Source organism: Bacillota bacterium (genome assembly GCA_012842395.1).
In the GTDB taxonomy this organism is placed as follows: domain Bacteria; phylum Bacillota; class SHA-98; order UBA4971; family UBA4971; genus UBA6256.
In genome coordinates this window covers 89,629-107,873 of the sequence record DUSX01000030.1, presented here as the reverse complement: position 1 = coordinate 107,873, position 18,245 = coordinate 89,629, and the positions used below count along the sequence as shown (strand labels likewise).

At 60.6% G+C, this 18,245-nt stretch carries 13 protein-coding genes and 1 pseudogene; 1 reads left to right on the top strand and 13 read right to left on the bottom strand.

Translation table 11 applies throughout. The annotated features are described in order from the left end of the window. Nucleotides 1–288: 288 nt before the first annotated feature. Both GX515_09235 and GX515_09230 read right to left on the bottom strand, forming a co-directional pair. A complete protein-coding gene (locus GX515_09235) occupies nt 289–1,392 on the bottom strand; it encodes a M24 family metallopeptidase (protein HHY33179.1) in 1,104 nt (367 codons plus the stop codon). 5 nt (nt 1,393–1,397) lie between these two features. Continuing rightward, a pseudogene (locus tag GX515_09230) lies at nt 1,398–2,445 on the bottom strand (4-hydroxythreonine-4-phosphate dehydrogenase PdxA). Between the two features lie 80 nt (nt 2,446–2,525). Here GX515_09230 and GX515_09225 point away from each other — a divergent pair. Beyond that, entirely contained in the window at nt 2,526–2,852 is a 327-nt protein-coding gene (locus tag GX515_09225; protein ID HHY33178.1) for a hypothetical protein, read from the top strand. Between the two features lie 305 nt (nt 2,853–3,157). Here the strand turns inward: GX515_09225 and GX515_09220 are convergent, their stop codons facing one another. From GX515_09220 to GX515_09170, 11 genes are all read right to left on the bottom strand, one after another. Beyond that, nucleotides 3,158–4,033 carry a carbohydrate ABC transporter permease gene (locus GX515_09220; protein HHY33177.1) on the bottom strand — a complete coding sequence of 292 codons (876 nt, stop codon included), beginning with the start codon at nt 4,031–4,033 and terminating at the stop codon, nt 3,158–3,160. Between the two features lie 30 nt (nt 4,034–4,063). Then, entirely contained in the window at nt 4,064–4,978 is a 915-nt protein-coding gene (locus tag GX515_09215; GenBank protein ID HHY33176.1) for a sugar ABC transporter permease, read from the bottom strand. Nucleotides 4,979–5,074: 96 nt separating this feature from the next. After that, complete coding sequence (locus GX515_09210) at nt 5,075–6,325, bottom strand: extracellular solute-binding protein (protein HHY33175.1); 1,251 nt, start codon at nt 6,323–6,325, stop codon at nt 5,075–5,077. Nucleotides 6,326–6,468: 143 nt separating this feature from the next. Continuing rightward, nucleotides 6,469–8,058, bottom strand: coding sequence for an argininosuccinate lyase (argH, locus tag GX515_09205; GenBank protein HHY33174.1), 1,590 nt, complete (start codon nt 8,056–8,058; stop codon nt 6,469–6,471). 5 nt (nt 8,059–8,063) lie between these two features. Next, nucleotides 8,064–9,248, bottom strand: a complete 1,185-nt coding sequence (locus tag GX515_09200; GenBank protein HHY33173.1) for an ROK family transcriptional regulator — start codon at nt 9,246–9,248, stop codon at nt 8,064–8,066. 482 nt (nt 9,249–9,730) lie between these two features. Beyond that, complete coding sequence (locus GX515_09195) at nt 9,731–12,325, bottom strand: hypothetical protein (GenBank protein ID HHY33172.1); 2,595 nt, start codon at nt 12,323–12,325, stop codon at nt 9,731–9,733. 502 nt (nt 12,326–12,827) lie between these two features. After that, on the bottom strand, nt 12,828–13,766 hold the full coding sequence (locus GX515_09190) for a pseudouridine-5'-phosphate glycosidase (protein ID HHY33171.1): 939 nt from the start codon (nt 13,764–13,766) through the stop codon (nt 12,828–12,830). 6 nt (nt 13,767–13,772) lie between these two features. After that, entirely contained in the window at nt 13,773–14,777 is a 1,005-nt protein-coding gene (locus GX515_09185) for a D-glycerate dehydrogenase (GenBank protein HHY33170.1), read from the bottom strand. Nucleotides 14,778–14,877: 100 nt separating this feature from the next. After that, complete coding sequence (locus GX515_09180) at nt 14,878–15,708, bottom strand: metallophosphoesterase (protein ID HHY33169.1); 831 nt, start codon at nt 15,706–15,708, stop codon at nt 14,878–14,880. A gap of 146 nt (nt 15,709–15,854) precedes the next feature. Continuing rightward, nucleotides 15,855–17,120 (bottom strand): sugar ABC transporter substrate-binding protein, encoded by a 1,266-nt coding sequence (locus GX515_09175; protein ID HHY33168.1) that lies wholly within the window; start codon nt 17,118–17,120, stop codon nt 15,855–15,857. A 282-nt stretch (nt 17,121–17,402) separates the two neighbouring features. Continuing rightward, nucleotides 17,403–18,239: a carbohydrate ABC transporter permease gene (locus GX515_09170; protein HHY33167.1), complete on the bottom strand. Its 837-nt coding sequence runs from the start codon at nt 18,237–18,239 to the stop codon at nt 17,403–17,405. Between the last annotated feature and the right edge of the window lie 6 nt (nt 18,240–18,245).

The following is an 18,245-nucleotide window of genomic DNA, read 5'->3' as shown; positions in this document are numbered from 1 at the left end:
GTACCAGGATCTAGGCTCCAATCATTTTGACGAGCTCAACCGCAACGCGACGGTCCGCCGCGCAGTCAAGCGACTCGAAGCCCTCGGATACAAGGTAACCCTGGAGGAGGCCGCCTAATACTGCCCCGGGGGGTCCGCGGCTCCGATGGGGTTATTTTCGGGGTAGCACCCAAGAAGATAAACCTCGACATCACGGTATGTGAAACAAGCCTCACTGAGTCAGGCAAAACCCCGCAACGTCGAGGAAAGCCCCGAAAGATCCAAGTCATGCTCGTTGACACTAATTACCTACAAGACAAGCATTCCCGGTCGCTTGAACTCAAAGCCATTTGATTCTACTGTGACAGCGGGGTAGACTACTGGGCCGGTAATCATTTTGGGTCCGTCTGGTGTTGCGATAAAGGCATCCTCGGTCTTTGTCCCGCTGATAGACGGGTTCCAGCAGAACGCTTGGTTCTTGCCAACCAGATCTTGAGTCGTCGGAGTAACCCTGATATCGCGTGCATAGTAGCCCATCGCACCGCCTTGGTGATGCAGCTTCCATTCACCCGCATAGCCCAGCTGTTCATACATCTCTATGGCCGTCAGGAGTGGCTCGCGCATGGGTCTGCCGACTCGAGTTTTGGCGATCATTGCACACTCGATTTCCAGATTGTGCCGAAACTGTCGGAGTAACTCTGAGGCTGGCTGGCCAAAATGAACAAGACGGGTAATGGATGTGACCAATCCCTTATATCTAGCGTTAATGCACAACATCAGATACTTGTCTACTCGTCTCATGGTCGGAATCGGGTGTCGGTACAAGTAAGCCCTCTCGTCAGCTGCCGATTGATATCCTACGGCGTCGATGCGATCCTTCCACAGTTCGGCACACAACCGCCCAATGACCTCAGCTTCGCTGTCTCCGGGTTTGACCTCCATAAGTGTGTTCTCGATGGCGGTGGACACCTTCGTTCCCAAGAACAGGTATCTATCTACTTCGCCCTCTGTCAACTCGTAGCGAAGCTTGGCAACATCGTCGGCGATATGGAGCAGGCCGGACACTGCAACATCGCATCCTACAGAGCCGTCGCCGACTATCTCCCTCACCAGTTGAAGCTCCCGGTTTTCATACCAATCGAAAGTTAAAAGAGTGAACCCGAGCTCCCCAAGCCCCTCCTCCTTCATCGCGCGAGGCGCCTCTATTGTGTTGGCGATCAGGTACAACCCATCGGGTGTTACCAGAATCGATGTAACTCCGAGCTCGGTTGCTATACCGACGGAGTTAAGCCCTCCGGCAGTTAACCATGAGAAGTTTGGTTGGGTCTTAAGAAGCAGGCCACTAAGCTGGCGCTGCTCAATTAGGTGTCTGACTCTTTGCAGTTTAACTTGCACTTCCTCAAGCCGATTCAACGCAGTCATCGCCCTCCTCCGACTGTTATGAGTTGATTGTACTCCAATCGCGCCGGGCTGTCCACTCTCCAATATAGGCACGCATGTGTCAAGAACAGCGGGGCAGCCTTCCCTCGATCTGATTCGGGTTTGCGGACACATAGGGGCTTGGAGTGGTCAACGGACGTCCGCACTATCGGAAGACCGAGCGTCACGTTCACGCCGCTCACGGCCACCCAGCGGCCGCTGCTATCCAACTCGAAGCTCACGGTTTTGAGCGGTATGTGGCCCTGATCATGGTACATTGCCACTGCCACATCATACTGCCTACCACGAGTCTTCGCGAAGAGAATGTCTGGCGGGACCGGACCCTCAGCGTTGATGCGCAAGGCTCGTGCTTCCTCGATCGCTGGGCCGACCTCTTCTATCTCTTCCGCTCTGAACAGGCCCCCTTCGCCCACATGAGGGTTCAACCCTGCGACCCCGATTCGAGGGCAACCTATGCCCAGCGCTCTTGCAGCCTTGTCGGCAAGCCTGATGACAGTGTGCACTCGATCTTTCCCAGGAGATCGCAAGCCCTTCGAAGGGACACGCGAGTTGTAACATCTACCATGCGCATGCCCTTGTCTACCAGCTAATAGCGTAGTCTCGTGTACCAGTGAGGTCCGCGAATATCTCGGTTTGGCCGGAATAATGATATCCCGCCACCAGGTTAAGAGATTCCTTGTGAATGGGTCCTGTGACCACCGCATCAACCTTCCCCGCCATGGCAAGCTCAATGGCAGAGCGAATGTACTCGAACGCGGCCCGGCCCGCGTCTGCTGACACTCGACCGTACGCGTGCGTTGTCATGTCTACGTTGTTCAGGTCAAGCACGTCGACGGTGCCCGGACTGAACTCCGCCTCCTCAACACCGGGGACCCGACGGAGCCTCACGCCTGAACCTGTGAACCGTATGGCATCGGCCACCGCGCCCGCGTCTCCCACGATTGCTCGGCGACAAACGTAGTATAGCTCGACACCAGCTAGTGTCTTAACGGCGATTTCGGCACCAATACCGGCCCGGTCTCCCATCGTTATCGCTGTCAGCGGAAGCTCACGAAGCCTCGAATCCTGTCTTTCCAAAGAGCGGGGAGGGTGGAGCGACCATAAGTGTGGTAGCCACCGTCACGACAACCCTCGACCCGACCGCACGATTGGTCGAGGAAAAGGCGGCCGAGAAAGGCAAACGCGTTTCAATCAAGCGGACCCTCTGTTCAAGCGCTTTTGAGGCCTTGCTCGCGGGGAATCCCGAAGAACACGACAGGCTATTGAGCGTATACGTTGAAAACCTAGCCAAAGAGGCGGACGTGATCGTGCTTGCCCAGGTATCCATGGCCAAGCTTGCGCCGAGGCTCGCCGGACGGGTGGCAGTTCCCGTGTTGACAAGCCCGAACCTGGCCGTCGATGCCGTCAAGAGAATCATTGATACTATGCCGTAGGAACTGTGGACGGCCGAGATAGAGACGCACGAGCCTAGGGTTGAATTCATGCGGGCGGTGAGAGCGTCCGCGCTCGGGCATTCACTCCACCGCCCGGGGGCAGGCCACCGTTCGCCCGGCCCAGCCTCCCACGTTCGGCACCACCGGCGCGACCACGGTCCCCAACCGTCTGAGGGCAGTCGCGCGGCGTCCGGGCGTGCGACGTCTGAGCCGCTATCTGGAGCGGGCGCTCTGCGGGGCGGTCCGCGGGGCGCCCCGCGCCCCATGCGGCTTCTTTGTTGCCTCCCCGGCGCAACGCCTCGTCGTCATTTCATCCCTGTTAAGGCAATGCCCTGGACAATCTGCTTCTGGAAGAAGGCAAAGACCACCACCGCCGGCACCACAGCAAGGCTCGCAGCGGCCATTATCAGCTGCCACTCCGGCCCCGCTTCTCCGCTAAACAACGCGATGCCCACTGGCAACGTGCGCATAGCGGGGCTCTCAATGACGATGACCGGCCACAGGAATGCATTCCAGTTGCCCAGAAACACCAAGATGCACAGGGCAGCCAAGGCCGGCTTGACTTGGTGCAATGCCACATGCCACCATACCCCGAACTCGTTCAGGCCGTCGATCCTGGCCGCGTCCAGCAAATCATCGGGGATCCCCTGCATGAACTGGTTCATGAGGAACACGCCAAAGGCGGACACAAGGCCGGGCAGCATGATGCCCCAGTATGTATCCACTAGTCCTGCTCTGGTAAACATCATGTACCAAGGGATGATCAACATTTCCGTGGGGATCATGAGCGTGCTGAGGATCAATACCAGGATCAGCCCGCGCCCAGGGAACTTGATCTTTGCCAGCCCGTATCCCGCCATGGAGTCGAAGAAGGCCTCGCTCATAGTGGTGATGACGGCCACGATCGCGCTGTTCAGGTACCAACGGAGGTACTGCGTGCTCTCCAGCAACGTGCGGTAATTCTCCCACGTCGGCTTGCGCGGGATGAGGCTGATGTTGAAAATCTCCGCGCTCTCTTTGAACGACGTGGCCAGCATCCACAAGAACGGGAAGACCATCAAGATAACCCCGGCCATGAGCAAGATGTGCAGGCCGGCGGCACGAACGTCTCGGGCCCGGAGCAACACGCCCGAGCGTTTCAGATTCTCATGCACATTCCCGTGTGCGGCTGACTCTCGCATAGGTGGGGTTCTCCTCTCGTCGGAACCGGCTCAGTATTCCACACGGCGGCTCAGGATCTTGAGTTCGATCAGCGTGACCACCAGGATGATGGCAAAGAGCACGACGGTGATAGCGGACGCGTATCCCATCTGGAACCTGTAAAACGCCTGTTTGTAGATGTACACGACCAAGCTGAGGGTGCTGTTCAGGGGCCCGCCGAGATCTCCCTGCCCATAGCCCCCGGAAGTCATATTCATGATCTGCGTGAAGATCTGGAGGGAATTGATGGTTCCCAGGACCGCCAAGAAAACGACGGTTGGATTCAGCAGCGGCAGCGTGATGTACCGGAAGATGTGCCAACCGTTTGCCCCGTCGATCTTTGCCGCTTCCTTGTACATCGGCGGAACCATCTCCAGACCGGCTAGGAAGATCACCACGAAGTATCCCAGCGCCTGCCACACCACCACCGCAGTCACGCAATACAAGGCTTGCTCTGTTCCCGATAGGAACGACTGGGCTGGTAATCCCAGGCTGAGCAAGATCTGATTGAAGACGCCGCCGTTCTTAAAATACATCCAGCGCCAGACCCAGCTCACCGCGACAGTAGAGGTGATATATGGAACAAAGTAAATAGTGCGATAGAACCCTCTGAAGCGATTCACAGATTGAATGGTCACGGCCACTACGAGGCCTAGAATCAGCTCCAGGGGCACCGAGATCACGACGTATAGGAGGGTGTTGAGAGCGGCTTTCCAGAAGACCGGGTCATGCCACAGCTGAACGAAGTTCTGCATGCCCACGAAGGGCTTCCGGGTCGACATGACGTCCCACTGGTGGAGGCTCATGTTGAAAGCCGACAACGCGGGGTAAATGCGAACGACCAGGAAAAACACGAGTGGCAGCGCAACAAACGCATACCCCCACAATGCCTTCCGTTGCCGCAAGGACAAGTGCACACTCGCCATCAAGACACCCCCAAGACTGGGGTGTGCGGCAGGCGAGCGCCCGCCGTACACCCCAGCGCCGCCCGATGGATGTACCGGGCATCTCCCGGTCAGCGGTCAGCGGTTACTGAAATACTCGTCCCGGATCTTCTGCTCATTAGCCACGAGGCGGTCGAGAGCCGCCTTCGGGTTCGCGCCCTGGAGGCGGACTTCATTGGTGGCATCGATTATCGCCTGACGCTCGGACGTTTCGTCCACGAAGAACGTGGCATACGCGTACTTGAGCCCCGCCAAGAACGGGCCATAGACCGGATCCTTCTGGAGAGCGGGGTCTTCCGTCAGGGCAAGACGCGCCGGCAGTTCGCCAACCTGCTCCAGCCAAACCTTCATTACCTCTGGAGAGGTGAGGAACTTCAGGAACTTGATGGCTGCGTCCCGCTTCTCGCCCTTGGCGTTGACCGTCAGGGCATTCATCCAGAAGGAGCCGACGTTCGCACGAACGCTAGGATTCGCGGCCCGCACGGGGAGGGTCGTGACACCCCAGTTGATGTTCTTCGCCTTATCCTTCAACGTCCCAAGGGCAAAGGAGCCATCGATCATCATAGCCGCCTTGCCCGTGATGAATGCCGTGCGGTAGTCACCCATGAACGTGGGATCGCCCACGTGGTACTTGGCGGCCAAGTCCGTCCACCACTGGAAGGCCTCATATCCACCGGGCTTCGAGTTCCAGAGCACCTGCTTGTTGTCGGCCGAGAACGGCGTTACGCCCCACTGCCGGAGCAGCACCTGGATAAACACGTGGTTGTCCTGGCCGTCGGCATTCCAAGCATAGCCCTCTTGGACGAGTTGCCCGTTCTTGTCGCGCTTGGTCAGTTTGATTGCGTAGTCCTGGAGCTGCTCCCACGTCTGCGGAGGAGCGTTCGGGTCCAGCCCTGCCTCTTTGAAGAGGTCCTTGTTCCAGAACAATGCCAGAGCCCGCACGGCCGTGGGCAACCCCCAGTACTGGCCGTTCAGCTTAGCCGCGTCCACCATGGGGAGAAACTCCTTTTGGATGGTGCTGGGCGGGAACGCATCCGTGGGCAGCGGCTGGAGATAGCCACCCTCCACGTACTTCGGCACCCAACCATAATACAAGTTGACCACATCCGGCCCTGTGCCCGCAGGAATCGAAATGGCAACCTTCTGGTTGAACTGCTCATACGGGAAGGTTTTCTGCTCGACACGGATTCCCGGATTCTGCTGCTCAAACTGCTTGATGAGGTCGGTCATGAGCTTGACCTTGCTCTCATAGTAGTACTGCCAGTACTCGATGGTGACCTCTTTGGCCGCCGCAACCGCCGCCGAGGCGGCCCACAGCAGAGTGGTCATGACCACTATCATAGATAGGCTCAGCCAGCGCTTAAGCATCGTCTTCTCCTCCTTCGGATGACTTCCCCAGTTGAGACCCGCATTGCACGACGCACAACCGTTTCTGACGCTCTGGTTCCGCATCCCCGTCTGTGCCTCACCTCCTAAGCCGAACCTTGCACAGCCCCCTGCCATTCTCGCGAGAGCTGTTCTCGATACGCTTTCATAGACGCTTCACGGGCGTTCCAAAAGACCGCGCTCTCCTCCAGCGCTTGGCGCCGCCGCCGCACGTACGCGCCCAGCACCGGCTCAGCCGGCCCGCCCGGAAGGCGCCGGCGTGCCACAAACTCAACAGGATCCAAAGCGGCCTGAAGCTCCTCGGCCGTCAGGTTTGTTCCCTGCCTTCCTCCTGTGACTGCGCGGACCTGGGCTTCCAGTTCGGAAAGGGTGAGTTGCGGCCACTCTCTGCCCGCGACGCTCAGTTGAGCTACCAGCCTGCTCACGACCTGGTGAGCAAGGCGGAACGGAAGGCGGTCTCGACGCACGAGAGTATCCGCCAGCTCGGTAGATGTGGCGAAGCTCCGGACCACACGCTGTTTCAGCACAGCTCTATCAACTTCCATTGTGGCCAGAATCTCGCCGAGGAGGGCCGCGGCCTCGTTCAGACGGCTGCATTGCTCGTGTACTATCGGCTGTAGCTGACCGCCCGCGTCGTTGACGTCACCGAAGGGGACGTTGTGCAAGAGCAGCCGCGCATCGGTTTCAGCGCTGATGACCTTGCCGAGCAGGGCACGTGTGTGCTCTAGAGCCACGGGATTGCGCTTTTGCGGCATGATGCTGGAGACCTGGATGAACGCATCGTCTAACCGCACGGCACCTACCTCGTTCGTGGTCCAGAACATCAGATCACACACGAACCTGCTGAGATCCCCCGCCGTGCCGCTGCAGATCCCTGCGAGCTCAAGGGCATAGTCCGCGGATGACACCGCGTCGTACGTGTTCTCGACGAGGCCTTCGAAGCCCAGCGAAGCGCTCACCCACTCACGGTCCACGGGAAACCCGGTGCCTGCTAGGGCCGCGGCACCCAGCGGAGACAGGTTGGTGCGCGTCCATGCCTGGGTGAGTCTTTGCCCGTCGCGCGCCACCACTGCCTCCACGGCGGCGAGGTAGTGTCCGAACGTGGTGGGCTGGGCTTGCTGATTGTGGGTGTATGCCGGCATAACCGTGGCGCGTTCCCTGTCCGCAACATTCAGGAGGATCTCCCGGAGAGAGTCAAGCCTCCGACCGAGCTCGATGAGCCTGTCGCGTGCCGCCATTCGGAAAACGGCCGTATCCAAGTCATTGCGGCTCATGGCCACATGCATGGATCCCGCAGCCTCGCCTCCGGCTTCCCTCGCAACCCGGTCCTCGATCATAAAGAAGAGGTCCTCGAACCGGGGATCATACTCAGCAGGCACGGTATCGTCAGGGCGCTCCATCATCGGACCAATTACCCGCAAGAGGGCACGAGCCGTCTCGGAAGGGATGATCCCGCAGCGCATAAGCATGATGACATGGGCTACGTTTACTTCAAGGAAGTAGCGCAGGAGGCGGCTTTTCGCGAAATCGAAGTCCGGCCGCAGGACAGCCTCCACATAAACCGGGTTCCGCTCCTCATTCAGCTGCCCCGCGGTCGTCTCGGTGGTATTCTGCCGCCCAGTCCGTCCCCGTCCGTCTGGAAGGCACGCCCGCGACGTCTTTTCATCATGCGTCATCGACGTCATTCTCCGCTCAACGACCTTTCCTTTACCTCGCAAATCCCCAGGGCTGCCGCACCTAAAAGCCCGGCATCGGCCCCTAAGGCGGAAAAACGCAGCACCGGCACCACCGGAGATAGCTGCCTCATCCTCTCCATCACGGGGTTGAGCAGTGCGTCGCCAGCCTGGGAGATCCCGCCGCCGAGGATGATCGCGTGGGGATCCAAGAGCACGGCAACATTAGTCAGAGCAGCCGCCAAGTAGCCTGCGATCTTGGCGACCGCCTGCTTTGCAGGCTCGTAGCCCTGTTCCGCGGCCTTGAACAGCGCCTCTGGCCCGCTCGCGGGCACGGTCGCGGTATCGGTTGCGCACGACGAGGACATGCCAGCGCCTTCGAGCATCCCCCCCGGCAGAACCTGTTGCGCCCATCGGGCGATGGCCGGCGCAGCAGCCATGCTCTCGAGACACCCGAAGTCCCGCACATCGGCCGGGTTCCAGGAATGGTCGATCACCATGTACCCCAATTCGCCAGCCGCATAGGTGGCGCCGCGGTATAGCTGGCTGTTGATAACAACGCCAGCGCCGATCCCTGTCCCTATCGCCACGAAGACGAAATTGGGATACTCGCGGCCATAGCCGAAGGCCTGCTCTGCCATGGCGGCAGCGTTCACGTCATTGTCCACCCGCACGGGGATTCGAAACCTCTCGCTGAGAAGCCTCCGCACGGGCGCCTTCTCCCACCCTACTGCAGGCGCGAGACTCACCGTGCCAGTATTCGGGTCTGTGACTCCGGGCGCGCCGACCCCGATCGCCAAGACCCTGTCCCAACCTACCTCGGCCTCGTCCACGGCTCTCTGAACGGCGGCGAAAATCGCGTCGGTGACGGCGCTTGGAGAACCGTTTTGCCGCTTCGGCGTCGGCTCCTCGATGCGGCACAGCACTCGGCCGCGCAGGTCGGTCAACCCAACCTTGATGTTGGTCCCTCCGAGGTCGATTCCTACCACGAACCCGTGGGTGGCGTTGAACTCCAGCATGATCGGCGGACGGCCACCGCTCGATTCACCGGTCCCAACCGGTCGGACGAGCCCGCTCCGGACGAGCACATCTATTGCAGCCCCCACCGTGGGCTGGCTCAACCCGGTCACCCTTGAGAGACCCGCGCGTGAGATCGGGCCCTGGGACTCGATGGTCTCCAGAAGCAAGTTCAAGTTGTGGCGGCGTACGCTCGCGGTGGTTCGGAGTGATGCAAAAGCCATCGTTCACACCAACCTGCCATTCTTCCCAGCTAGTTGGACCGAAGGGGACTAACTTTCTTACCCTGCCTAACTTAGTCGTACCTTCTACACCAACAGCCGGATTCCTTCTGAAAGCGGATCTTTTTCATACCGGCCGGCCCCCAGGCGCCCGGCTTCGGGTGGAATGACTGACGCCCCCTGCCGCTCTCGGAGCGGACGGCGTCTGCGCCAGGGTTGCCGGTGTTGGCGTCGGGCGGTTGGGCGCCTGGTCGCACGCCCCCTGGTCGGCCGCGCGGTTCGCGCCATCGCACGGACGACGAGCCAGCTTTGGGAACGATTCGCCGCGCAATTACCGGCAACCCTGGCACACTCGGCCCATTGAGGCCCTCACCACCAGAGGCTGACCATCAGGGTGCCACGCAAGGTCCGCTCATGGCCGACCCGCTCGGGCCTCGTCAATTGGTCGCGTTGTCCTGCTGCACTCGGGGCAGGCTGATCATGTTGGCAAAGATCCGATACCCGCCCGGCACAAGGTCGTCGAGCTGGCGATACCAGACGTAAGCTGTGTAGATGTATATCCCTTTGCCGTAGTTCGTGATCAGCCAGGCACCCTGTTGAGACGGTTCGCCCGGATCGTTGCAGGCGGTAAGGGCGGTGTACTCTTTGGACCAGCTATTGGGGAAGTACAGGCCCCTTTCCTGGATCCAACCGTCCCAGTCCGCCGCCGAGATCTTGTTGGGGACATTGAACAGCATGTGATCGGGCTGCAGCACCGTCACAGGGGCCTCTTCAACGGTAACCCGGTTGCTGCTCACCGCGATCGGGAACGGAGCGTAGTCTTGTCGCCATTCCCCGGTCTTGTTGTACTGAACGATCAGGTTGCCACCGTTCCGGACGTAATCCAGCAGGCGTCGGTTGTTGGCCACCAAGTCCGGACGGCTGAGATACGCCCGGATTCCCAGGATGATGGTGTCGTAGCGCGATAGATCCCCGGTGTTCAGGTCAGCCGCGGTCAGGAGGTGGACGTTCACGCCCATCTCTTCAAGGTACTGCGGAACCTGGTCAAATCCGCTGCTGACGTAACCGACGTTCAACCCAGGCGCGACCTTCACATCGATGACGGCCAAACGCGCTTCGGCCGGCTTGTAAAGATAGCGCGTGTTGATGTGCGGGTAGGAGATTACCTGGTAGCCTACGTTTGACACGCCGCCGTCGTAGGTTGCTCTAGCCCCAATCGTGTAGGAACCAGTCGGAGCGTGTGCCGGAATGACGATCTTCACGGGCACGGAAGTCTCTTCACCTTCGGACTTCAGCGTGAACTCCGTGGCCGAATCCGCCAAAGCCCAGCCGTCGGGAAGGTCCAGAACCACCCGCCCCGTCACAGGCCCCTTGCTGTTGTTGCGCAGGCCTACGGCCAACTCCTTCACCGTAGAGGTATCTGACGCAGGCGTCATGAGTTTCTCAGGGGTCAGCGACACGGCCACAGCCGGCACGACCCGCACCTCTGCCGCTCCTGCCGTGGACAAAGGCACGCCGCCGACCTCCCAGTTCGCGGTTGCTTGGATCGGGCTGTCATCGTAAGCGTCAGTGTACGAGGCGCTGGCCGGTACGGTGACTTTGAACTTTGCCTCTGCCTTCTGGTTATAGGCCACGCTGGTGAACTCGGCCGTTTGAGGACTGGCGGTCCAGCCAGCGGGAAGGTTCAGGCGAAGACGGATGTTCTTGACGTCCTGATCCCCCCGGTTCCAAAACGAGGCTGTGACGGTGACAGTCTGGCCAGGCACAACATCTGTATCGTCCGCCGTCACGTCGAGTGACGTAGCGAAGAGGTCCTGAGCGGCTTGCACAAAGTCGCGTTCCTTGTCGGCTAGGCGTTGCAAGACCAGGGACCTCTCTGCCGCCGATAGCGGGATCGAAGATACCGTGCTTTCCATCTCCCGGACCAATTGAAGGCCCTTCAGCAAGTCGCCGGCCACGGCTCCGGGCTGAGCATAGTTAAGCCCGCTGAGGATGCTCTGGACCGTGCCCCTCAGCTGAGAGATCCGCTGGCGAAGGCTCGCAAGCGCGTCCGAGGGCGCGTTGATCCCGGCGACGAGAGCGTTGAGAGACGTGTCGATCCCGTCGAACACGCTTTCCTCTTTCGCCGGAGCGTTGACAGTGCTTTCGACTAGCCTGTAATGGAGGATTTGGTCTCCCTTCTCCCCAGGGCGGACCATGCCCTGGCACTTGTGCATGGAGCGGGCCAGCGCGCCGATCTCCTGGTAGGAGCGGCCGAGGATCGGGTTGAAGGCGCCGACGTTGATGTGGACCGTGGGCTTTTCAGCCCAGGCATCCATGCCGTACTCGTCGCTGACCTTTGCCTGGACGTCCGGTGTCAGATAGATGGGTTCTCTGGAATCCACGACGTAGAGCTTCTGAACCTGCCAGGGTTGCAGCCCCTCATTGCGTATCTGCTCGGGGAACTGGTTGGGATCTGCCGCGGCGCTGACCGCCTCGAGAATCAACCTCCCCACCGCCTGGTGCTGGCCATGTCCGTGGATCGGATCATGGTGGGTCATGACGACCTCGGGACGATACTGGCGGAAGACTCGTACCATACGGGACAGGAGCTCTGTATGCCCCCACTTTTGCAGGGCCTCGTCGCCCGATTTGGAGAAACCGAAGTCAATGGCGCCGAGGTAAAGCTGGACCGCACCATCTATAGTGCGGGCGGACGCAAGCTCCTGAGATCGCAGCACCCCGAGAGCCTGATACAGCTCTGGCCCGATTTCGTTCTGACCTCCCTCACCATAGGTCGCGACGAGGTAGTACGTGTTCATGTGCGCCCCTTTGCTGAGATAGGCGAGAAGCGCATTGTCCTCGTCATCTGGGTGAGCCCCCACCATCATAACGGTTCCCACCACGGGAAGCTTTTGCATATCCAGGATAAGTTTCGCCATCCCCGTCTCTGGAATGGCGTTGAACTCAGCGTTTCGTGCCATTACGAACGGAGCTGGGAAAAGCGTCAGGACCAACGCGAGTATGAAAACCGCTAGCCGGGTCTTCCGCATCTTACCGTTCCTCCTTACGTTGGTTTGTGTTCGCCCGTGTTCCCGTCTCATCATCCCTGCTGCATCTTGTCCGCCGCGTTGTCCACATCGCCGTGTTCATCTGCGCTGACCCGGACAGCGCCGGACAGGGTTGAGCCACACACGTGGCGACCCCACCGACATCTGATGCACGACCGAGTCCCTGCTCCTGGATCCCTCCCCTCCTGTTGTCCCGAGCCTCTCCCAGGCACGAGAACCGTGCTAGACAGCCGCCCGGGGGATACTTTGATAGCCTTATTAAGTTATCGGGATAATAGTTCACCGCGTTTGTTCAAAATCCTGCTTTCTTTATTTGGTTTTCAATTGGACAGGCAGCTCAGTTCTGGGAGGTCCTCACGCAGTTGCGTTTGGAAGAGAAACCGCACCTAGGAAGGCCGTGCGGTCATGCGTGCAGCCCTCGGTAGTTGGCTGTGTGATAACCGGTGTTCTCTGGGCGCGTGGACGGCGCGGGCGGCGCGCACGTTCAAGGCCGTCTCGCGATGGGCTTGCGCTCCCCTCTGGGTATCTCTGAAATCGCTGCCGCGATCTCCGCCGCCACCCTGGCGTTGTTCTTGAGGAGGGAGAGATTCGTCTCGACCGAGCGGCCGCCGGTGATCTCCGCGAGGCGGGCCAACAGAAACGGCGTCAGCTCTTTGCCGCGGATCCCGCGTTCATCGGCCTCAGCGAGCGCCTCTTCTATGGCACGGTCCACGATGGAGCGCGGCAGCTCATCCTCTGCGGGCACGGGCACCACCACGAGCAGCCCTCCGGGCAGGCCGAGGTCCCGCCTCACAACGAAGGCGCGCGCCACATCCTCTGCCGTCTCCGCCGTGTGGTTCAAAGCCAGGCCTGAATCGCGATAATAGAAAGCAGGGAAAGTGGCGGTTTGGTACCCGACCACGCAGACTCCCGTGGTCTCGAGGTATTCAAGGGTCCGCGGGAGATCCAGGATCGCTTTTGCCCCTGCGCTCACCGTAACCACGTTTGAGCGTGCGAGCGCGTGAATGTCGTGGGATACATCGTGCAGCTCGGCAAAACCCCTGTGGACACCGCCGATCCCGCCGGTCGCGAACACACGAATGCCCGCACGCTCCGCTATCGCCAGCGTCGCCGACACCGTCGTGCCCGCCGACCGCCGCCTTGCGACCACCATGGCTACATCAAAGGCCGCAGCCTTGCACGCGGTCCTGTCGCCGGACAGGCGGTCGATCTCGACCTCGGTCATTCCGACGTGGATCACGCCATCAATAATGCCTATCGTCGCAGGCACACACCCTCGAAGGCGAACGATCTTCTCGACATCGAGGGCCAGCTCCCTGCTCTGGGGATAGGGCAACCCGTGGGTAAGCACCGTCGACTCGAACGCGACCACCGGCTCCCCCCGCGCTATGCTCTCAGCAACCTCATCCTTCACAACCCACATGCAACATCACCGCGCCCTTTTCTTCCACACTTCTGGATTCACGAGATTCGGCGGGATCTCGCCACGAATCACAGCGACGGCGTTCTGGGCCGCCATAGTCGCCATCTTGGTCCTGGTTTCCACGGACGCGCTCGCGATATGCGGCACCATGATCACGTTATCCAGCTCTCTCAACTCCGGCTCGCACTCCGGCTCACGCTCGTACACGTCGAGCCCCGCACCCGCGATCTTCCCAGCCTTGAGCGCGCGCACGAGCGCCTTCTCGTCCACGACAGGGCCGCGCGACGTATTGACAAGTATCGCCGTCCTCTTCATGAGGTCGAATTCCTCGTCGCTAATGAGGTGATACGTAGACTCCGTAAGCGGCACGTGGAGGGAGATAAAGTCCGACTCCCTGAGCAGGTCCGCTAGCTCGCGGTGCTCGGCGTTGCACCTCCTCTCGACCTCCTTGGGCGCACGCGCTCGGCCGGAACTGGTGTAGAGTATCCTCATGTGAAACCCGGCCGCTCTCTCAGCCACAGCTTGACCGATCCTCCCGAGCCCGACTATGCCCAGGGTCTTATGATGGATATCCTGGCCCAGGAAGAGCATGGGGCCCCAGCCCTTGTACTCGCCCGCCCTCATGAATCTGTCCGCCTCGACCACGCGCCTCGCGGTCGCCATGAGCAACGCAAACGCCAGGTCGGCGGTGGTATCTGTGAGCACGCCGGGTGTGTTCGTCACAGAGATCCCGCGCACCGTGGCCGCACCCACATCCACGTTGTCGAACCCAACTGCGTAGTTCGCGATGACTTTGAGGCGCGGGCCGGCAGCGTCCATGACAGCAGCGTCGACCTTGTCGGTCAGCAGGCAAAGGAGAGCGTCCTTCCCCTTCACTCCCGCAATGAGTTCCTCTCTGGTCGCAACCCTATCGTGCGGGTTTACTTCGATCTCGAACGCCGTCGCGAGGACGTCCAGCCCTGCTTGGGGGATCCTCCGGGTAACGTAGATCGTCGGTTTCACGCTTTTCATCTCCTGGCAAACATGGATTTCTCATAGCCGGGGCCCAGTGGCCGCGTGGCACGGGGGAAGCCGCACTACAGTGCCGAAGGGCCTCCGCTCACACCTCGTCCTACGCTCCCTGATCCGCGCCCGGGCGAGCTTCCTTGCGAAACTCGAACCTGTAATGGCACGCCAACCTCCCCATAACGTGCACTTCTATCGCAACCTCTCTCCCAACGGGCGTCACCACAACCTCGGCGAACGACCCAGACGGCCTTCCCGCGCACTCCCACGCCTCAACGAGCGAGCCCACAGTAATGTGGGTCGATGCTCGCCCCACGAGCACGTGGTTCCAATGAAGATGCCCATTGACGCAGAAGGGGGTCCAGCCCAGTTCGACGAGCTCGTCCACGAAAGCCGGACCCCAGGGAGGATTCTGGGGCTCACCAGGAGGGAATAGCGGGTTACGAGCCAAAGGTACTGGCACAAGCGGGCGGTGGCTGAACACCACAAGCACACTGCGACTGGTGTGTGGGACTTCCGTCAGCAGGCCTTCTACGTCAGGCTCCGCCGCCTCGGTGTTGAGAAAGAGCACGGGCCACCCTTGCCACACCTCGAGCCGGTTCCTCTGAGATTGCAAAGTGATCTCTTCGTTATCCTCCAGGCTAAGATGGACCAAGTCGTGATTACCGGGCACGTACCTCACATGACTTACGCGACGCTGGGCATGACGCAGCGAACGCGTCTTCTCAACCAGTTCGCGGAGGACAAGCGCATCCTCGACAGGGCCCACGTTGTTGACCCGGTCTCCGAGATCCACGACCAGGTCCGGCCCGAATTCCTCCATCTCGCGCATAAAGCCCTCTAGGAGCACGAACGCGTAGCTTCCAAGCTGCGAGCCGTGGTCGGGCCCAGCATGAATGTCCGTGATCACGCCTATGCGCAACTCGGACCGACTCATCCTGGACGCGTCACTCGTGTTCGACCGACACTGGTGCACTCGCGTGATCCTCCAATCCTTCTGCAGGCACGGTCGAGCAGGAGAACGCCCGGGGCGGCGCTCTCCTGCCCCATTCACACGAAGCCTGGGTAGACAAGTAGACTGTCCTATTTGTTGAAGAGTGAACGTGTCTGCTCGTCGATAGCCGCAACTGCCTCTTCCACCGACCGCTGACCCGCCCACACCTGGTCCAGCTCACGCCTCATGACGGTGAAGTACTGGTCGCTCTCCGGGAATAGCGGGAACGGTTTTGCATTCTCCATGACGTCCAGGAATACCTGCCGGTGCTCAGGCGCCCCGGGAAGACCGAGGAACGCAGGGCCGTACGCGACGCTCTGGATGGCGGGAATACCCATGCGCGTTTCGCCGACGATCCTCTGACCCTCCGGCCCCGCGAAGAACGCCATCACCTTGAAGGCTTCCTTCGGGTGCGTGGAGCCCTTCGGCAACGTCCAGAAGTTCACCCACAACCGGCATGCCGGCTCCATGCCTGCGGCCCAGACCGGCATCGGGGCCACATCCCAGTTGAGGTTCGGGTCCTTGGCAAAGGAGTTGGCCCATCCGACCGTGGCCACGTACATGGCGGTCTTCTGAATCGCGAACGCGCTCGAGGCGTACTTGAAGGCCTCAGCTTGGCTCGGAGAAGGAGCTATGCCTTCCTTGACCATGCCCTGGAGGAACTTCAGGACCTCCACCGCCTTGGGCTCGTGCAGCGCGTCGCGATTAGCCTCGGCGTTGATGAAGTTCGCCCCGTTCGTGAAGAGCCAGTCGACGAAGCCGTCGGCGAAGGTGTCAAAGGCATACCCGAATACCGTGGTGCGGCCGCCTTCCACTTTCGTCAAAGCCCTCGCTGTACGCAGGAAGTCTTGTCGCGTCCAGCCGGCCTTCGGATAGGCGACACCAGCCTGGTCGAAGAGGGTCTTGTTGTACGCCACGACGCTCGTGGTCACGTCCCGCGGCAGGGCGTAGATGCCGCCCCGGAACTCGATAGCCTTGCGCACCGCAGGAAACAGCGCGTTCAGGTCGTACCCTGCCTCTTTGATATAGGGGGTGAGCTCCTGTAGCGCGCCGCGCGGGACCCACGAGCCAAGCTTATCCATGCCCAGCATGGCGACATCCGGCGGCGTGCCCCCGGCGATCATCGTTAGGACCTTCGTATAGTATTCCGAGGAGGGGATTTGCAGGTACTCGATCTCGATATCAGGATGCGCCGCTTCAAAGGCCGCCTTGAGTGCGTCTAGAGGACTCCCTGTCTCGAAGCTCCACCACGTCGAGACCCGTACTTTCGTCTTGGCAGCAGCGCACGGCGTCACTGCGATGCCCAGCAGCAGCACAAGGGCCATGACCCCAACGAGAAACCTCCTGACTCGCATAAATCGTGCCCTCCTTCTGAGTGGAATTCAGACTCTCCCGCCCTGAGAACGCTGTAGACGACAGTCGCACATTCGTACGGCCCTCTCATAGCCTCGTCAGCCCCGTGCAATAGGCCCGTGCAGCGGACCCGACGGTCTGACGCCTGCCCTGCCTGGCACATCCCCCCTCTCGTTCTTCCCGCGCTCTCAGCTTCGTAGCAGTACTCTCCCCCTCCCGCGGCCGGACCCGGCCGCGCTGGGCACCCACCTTGCAACACCCGGCAGCGGCGCGCCCGCCATCACCTAACGGCCTCCCAAGCCGGAAAGGGCGATCCCCTTCGTGAAGTAGCGCTGGCCGGCGGCAAACACAATCAACGTCGGGATGAGAGCGATCAAAGTGCCTGCCAGCATGATCTCCCACTCGGTGGAGTACATTCCTCTGAAAAAGGCGAGCCCCACCTGAACGGGCATCTTCAGAGGGTTGTTCGCCACGATGAGCGGCCACAGGAATGAGTTCCACTCGCCCTCGAACGTGAAAATCCCGAGAGCGACAAGGGCCGGCCGGGAAAGCGGCAGAATGATGTGCCAGTACACCCCAAGGCGGCTGCATCCGTCGATTCGCGCTGCGTCCTCAAGTTCGTACGGAAGGGTCAGGAAGAACTGGCGCAGCAGGAAGGTCCCGAAGGCCGAAAAAGCCCCTGGCAGGATCATCGCGGTGTACGTGTCGAGCCAATGGAGGTAGCGAATAAGGATGAACCTGGGGATGATAGTCACCTGCCCCGGGATCATCAACGTTCCGAGATAGAGCATGAACATGGCATCCCGCCCCGGGAAGCGCATCCGCGCGAAGGCGTATGCCGCGAGGGACGAGGTCAGAAGACGCAAGAACACAACAGAACAGGCGATGAAAGTGGAGTTGAGAAGGAAGCGCCCAAAGGGCACGCGGTTCCAGGCCGTCGTGAAGTTCTCCCAGTGCGCGGGATGGGGAATCCACCGGGGTGGGTAGTCGAACACCTCCCCGGGTCCTTTCAACGATGAGGAGATCGTCCACAGGAACGGCAGGACGGTGGCGACGCACAAGACGCTCAAGATAAGGTAGGTCGCCGCCTTCCCCAGCCGTTCCCGGGTGGCCTTACGCATGGCTGT